Genomic DNA, 4,667 nt, shown 5'->3' on the forward strand with positions numbered 1-4,667 from the left:
ACTTCCCACCCGATGCAATTTCGAGGCTAGGGCGGCAGCGAAGCGTCCTGTCCCGACCCCGATCTCCAGCCTGTCTGGCGCGGACGCGGCGGGGCGGGCGGGGTCGAGGAGGGCGGAGATGGCGCCCAGCTCGGCCTGGAAGACGTCCGGGTGCTCGTCGAACCAGCGGTCGTAGTCGTCGGCTCGGTCATCGAAAGCCGTAATGGGGCCGGGAAGGGCTGGCGGGGTGTGCATGCGTTTTCAGCCTCTCACCGTGGTGGTGTAGGGACACGGGGATGAGTTTCGTACATCCGCACCGCAACACCGGTGGCTGAGACAACGCTGACGGCGGCAGCAGCCCACACCGCAGCGTTCAGTCCCATCAGGTCAGCGACGATGCCGCCGGCGATCGCCCCGACGGCATAGCCGAGGTCCCGCCAGACTCGGTACACACCGACGGCGCGGCCGCGCCACGCGGGGTGGGCGACGTCACCGATGACAGCCAGGAGGGTGGGGTACACCATGGCTGTTCCCGCGCCGAGGATCGCGGTGCCGGCCGCCCACATTGCGAAGCTGTCGCCGAGGGCGATGAGCGCGAGCGCGACGGCCTGAACGAACATACCGCCGGTGATGAGATGTTTTCGTCCGATTCGATCCGACAGGCCACCGGTGAAGAGCTGCCCGGCTCCCCATACGGCCGGGTAGATGGCGAACAGGAGCCCGATCTGGTCCACGGGAAGATCCGCCGTGGCGAACAGGAGCGGGAAGAGTCCCCAGGACAGTCCGAAGTTGAGGTTATTGACCAGGCCGGCCTGGCTCGCCGACGACAGTGCCGGTTCCTTGAAAGTGGTCTGGGCGAGGATTTCCCGGTTCGTCAGGTCTGCATGGAGGTGGTCGTGCAGCCCGTCGGAGCGCGCCACATGTTGGCCTGCGTCGAGGAGGGCGTGGCCGCGGGTCTCCCGGACGAAGACGCCCGAGAGCAGTAGTGCCAGTGCGGTGTAGGACAGGCCGAGCAGGAACGGCGCCGGGCGTAGCCCGTACTGCTCGGCGAGGTATCCGGCTGCCAGCGAGGTGATGGCCACGGCGCCGTAGCCGGCGGCCTCGTTAAGGCCCATCGCCAGGCCGCGCTGGTTGGGGCCGACGAGGTCGATCTTCATCACGACGGTCGTTGACCAGGTCAGTCCCTGGTTGATGCCCAGGAGCACGTTCGCGGCCACAACCCAGCCCCAGTCCGGCGCCCAGATCAGCATTAGCGGCACCGGGATGGCGAAGAGCCAGCCGACCATCAGGACGGGCTTACGTCCGTACCGGTCAGAGAAGGTGCCCGCAAAGTAGTTCGCGATTGCTTTGGTGATTCCGAACGCAGCCACGTAGGTGAAGATGAACGTGTACCCGCTCAGCCCGAAGACATCCTCGGCCAGCAGGGGCAGCACAGTCTGCTGCTGGCCCACCATGCCGCCCACGAGAGCGTTGATCGCGACCAGCAGCGTGAACTGTGCGGCGTTGGCCCGCAGCCCGAGCCTGAGCGGCATCTTCTCCGGCATCACGGGACCTGCAGTTGGCGGCCTGTCGCGGCGACCCAGTCCTCGGGGCCGCCGTCCAGGACGCGGACGTCGGTGCGTCCTGCGCGTTCGAGGATGCTGGCCGCCCCCATGGCACGCTCGCCATGCCCGCACATGACCAGCACCGGCCCGCCAGGGACCTCCTCGAGTCTCTCGGTCAACGCCCCGAGTTCGATGTTGACCGCTCCCGGCACGTGCGCGGCGGCGAACTCCGGCGCCTGACGCACATCCAGCACAGTATCGTCGGCGACGAGCTCGTCACCGCGAGCCATCCGTCCGGTCGCGGCCGGTTGTCCGGCGGCCTGCCAGGCCGGCAGACCGCCGGCGAGCTCGCCGGCAAGAGCGTCGAAACCGACGTTGGCCGCACCCCAGACAATGTCCTCGACACGCTGGTCGTGGTTGCGCACGACGATGACCGGGCGGGTGGGATCTGCCAGCCACCCGAGCCACGTGGAGAACACCGATCGCAGCGTGATCGACAGCGAACCCGGCACATGACCGGCGGCGTAATCGGCCGCTGCACGCACGTCAACGACCTGCGCGCCCTCCGCGATCGCCGTGCGCACCTCTTCCGCGCCCAAGGCCGTCAGCGCTGGTGTCTCGCCCAAGATGACCGGCCCGGCCTCGTTGACCTCACCCAGCCGCAGGAAGTAATCCGGGAACGTCCCCATCGAGCCCACTAACGCGTCAACGAACTCCTCCTCCCCAGCGACCTGCAGCAGCGGGTTCGTCGCACGCTCGCGGCCGATGGTGCTCACCCGCTGATCACCCGAGGACGCCGAGCAGAACGAGCCCGCTCCGTGTGTCGGCCACACCGGCGTCTCGTCGGGCAACTCCATCAGCCGCTGCAACGAGTGAAACTGTGCCCGCGCCAACGGCACCGTCTGATCTGGGCTCACCAAGTCCGTACGCCCGGCCGTGCCGACCATCAACGAACCTCCGGTGAACACTCCGGCGATTCGGTCCCCATCCCACAGCAAATACGACAGGTGCTCCGGAGAATGCCCTGGGGTGTGCAGCGCCTGCAACGCGAACGAGCCGACCGGCACGGTATCGCCGTCGCTGAGACCGTGCACTTCGAAACCACGCGGGCCCACCTCGGGTGCCAGCACACCGGCTCCCTCCACTGCGGCGAGCTCACGCACTCCCGAGATGAAGTCGGCGTGCATGTGTGTCTCGATCGCCCAGGCGATGCGCAGCCCGCGCCGCTGCGCCTCGGCACGCACCTGCCGCAAGTCGCGCTCCGGGTCCATCACCAGGGCGCGACCGCCCCCGACATCCAGCAGATACGTCGAGTTACCCAGACCTTCGTCGACGACCGGGATGAGATCGAACTGTCCCACGGTATTCACTCCTGTCCCCGTACTCGCCGCCAAGCGAGTACGCTGATGTTCCACAAGAACCTGGAATAGGCTCACATCCAGTGTTCCACAAAATTTTGGAGGATGTGATGGGGGATCGTCAGAAGAAGACCGAGCTGTTCGATCAGATCGCACGCGTCGGCAAGGCCGTTGGCAACGGAAAACGACTGGAGCTGCTCGACCTGCTCGTCCAGGGCGAACGCAGTGTCGAGAAGCTTGCCGCAGCAGCCGACCTCGGCCTGACCACGGCGTCCGCGCATCTGCAGGTGCTCAGGCAGGCAGGTCTTGTCACCACCCGCCGCGAGGGGACGAAGATCTACTACAACGTGGCCGGCCTCGACGTCATCCGCCTCTACGAGCAGTTACGCGCCGTCGCGACGGACCGAGTCGCCGACGTTCGCCGCGCCCGCGACGACTACCTCGGCCTCGACCCGACGGCTCCGGTCGATCAGACCGCCGAGACCAGCCGTGAGGAACTACTGGCCAAGGCCGCCGACGGCCGGGTGACGGTGATCGATGTCCGCCCCCGGGAAGAGTACGAGTTCGCCCACGTACCCGGCGCGCGCTCACTCCCGCTCGACGAGCTCGCGGAACGGCTCGGTGATCTTCCCGAGGACCAGGAAGTCGTCGCCTACTGTCGCGGCGCATACTGCGTCCTGGCTTACGAGGCCGTCAATCTTCTCCACGATCAAGGAGTGCCCGCTCGCCGGCTCCAGGACGGCATGCTCGAATGGCACCTGAGCGGCCTACCAGTCGAAAACGGTCAGGCGGCGTGACGGATCGGCCCCTCACTACAGCCTTCTTTACTGCTCCGTAGCGTCCGCTGTGACCGTGACTCGCTCGTCATGATCCGGTATTCCGAGGACGCGTGGGTCCGGTCAGGCGATCCACTCGGCGAGGTCGGCCTCAAGAGCGTGGCGAGGCTTGGCGCCCACGATCGTCTTGACGGGTTCACCGCCGACGAAGACCTTCATCGCCGGGATCGAAGTGATCTGGTATTTCGTTGCAAGGTCAGGGTTCTCGTCGACGTTGAGCTTGAAGATGCGGATCTTGTCGGCGTGAGCAGATTGGATAGCGTCGAGGACGGGGGCCACCATGCGGCATGGACCGCACCATTCGGCCCAGAAATCAACGAGCACAGGGCCGTCGGCCTGTAGTACGTCCGTTTCGAAGGTGGCGGAGGTGGTCGTCCGCGTTGTCATGGTTTCTCCTCAGGTGATGCGGTCGTGGCGGCGTCGACGAGCGTTGGGAAGACATCGTCGAGAGTGGCGAGGTAGTGCTCGGCATCGAGCGCGGCGACGGTACCGCTGGCGGCGGCTGTCACGGCCTGGCGGTATGTGGGGTCGATGACATCGCCCGCGGCGAAGATGCCCGGGACCGAGGTGCGAGAGGATCGTCCATCGACCGCGATCGTGCCCTGAGAGGTCAGGTCGAGCTTCCCGTGGATGAGGTGTGTCCGGGGGTCGTTGCCGATGGCGATGAACAGCCCGTCGAGCGCAAGTTCGCGCGTATCACGCGTGACGAGGTCACGCAGGACGACGCCGCTCAGCTGGCCCTGGCCCTTCAGCTCGGCGACCTCGCTGTTCCAGATGACCTCGATCTTGGCGTTGTCGAAGGCGCGCCTCTGCATGATCTTCGAGGCGCGAAACTCGTCACGGCGGTGAATCAAATACACCTTCGACGCGAACTTGGTGAGGAATGTAGCCTCCTCCATCGCGGAGTCGCCGCCGCCGACGACCGCGATCTCCTTTTCTCGGAAGAAGAA

General features: G+C 66.3%; 6 protein-coding genes. 1 reads left to right on the forward strand and 5 read right to left on the reverse strand.

Annotation, left to right across the window (positions count from 1 at the left end; genetic code table 11):
- From N864_RS25750 to N864_RS19350, 3 genes are all read right to left on the reverse strand, one after another.
- A partial coding sequence (locus N864_RS25750; RefSeq protein WP_034721126.1) for a class I SAM-dependent methyltransferase occupies positions 1 to 234 on the reverse strand: 234 nt, incomplete at its 3' end.
- Between the two features lie 14 nt (positions 235 to 248).
- Positions 249 to 1,523, reverse strand: a complete 1,275-nt coding sequence (locus N864_RS19345) for an MFS transporter (RefSeq protein WP_034721128.1) — start codon at positions 1,521 to 1,523, stop codon at positions 249 to 251.
- Positions 1,523 to 2,884, reverse strand: coding sequence for an MBL fold metallo-hydrolase (locus N864_RS19350; protein ID WP_034721131.1), 1,362 nt, complete (start codon positions 2,882 to 2,884; stop codon positions 1,523 to 1,525). The genes N864_RS19345 and N864_RS19350 overlap by 1 nt, the downstream gene beginning before the upstream one ends.
- A gap of 80 nt (positions 2,885 to 2,964) precedes the next feature.
- Between N864_RS19350 and N864_RS19355 the strand changes: the two genes are divergently transcribed.
- Positions 2,965 to 3,678: an ArsR/SmtB family transcription factor gene (locus N864_RS19355; RefSeq protein WP_228389102.1), complete on the forward strand. Its 714-nt coding sequence runs from the start codon at positions 2,965 to 2,967 to the stop codon at positions 3,676 to 3,678.
- A gap of 102 nt (positions 3,679 to 3,780) precedes the next feature.
- Here N864_RS19355 and trxA read toward each other — a convergent pair whose 3' ends face one another.
- Entirely contained in the window at positions 3,781 to 4,104 is a 324-nt protein-coding gene (gene trxA, locus N864_RS19360) for a thioredoxin (RefSeq protein WP_034721136.1), read from the reverse strand.
- The coding region (locus N864_RS19365; RefSeq protein WP_162164550.1) for an NAD(P)/FAD-dependent oxidoreductase at positions 4,101 to 4,667 on the reverse strand (567 nt) is incomplete at its 5' end. The genes trxA and N864_RS19365, both read right to left, overlap by 4 nt.

Source organism: Intrasporangium chromatireducens Q5-1, from assembly GCF_000576575.1.
Lineage (GTDB): Bacteria > Actinomycetota > Actinomycetes > Actinomycetales > Dermatophilaceae > Intrasporangium_A > Intrasporangium_A chromatireducens.

Coding starts and splice junctions, on each gene's coding strand:
- N864_RS19345 (WP_034721128.1), bottom strand. CDS start 1,523: ATGCCGGAGAAGATGCCGCTCAGGCTCGGGCTGCGGGCCAACGCCGCA.
- trxA (WP_034721136.1), bottom strand. CDS start 4,104: ATGACAACGCGGACGACCACCTCCGCCACCTTCGAAACGGACGTACTA.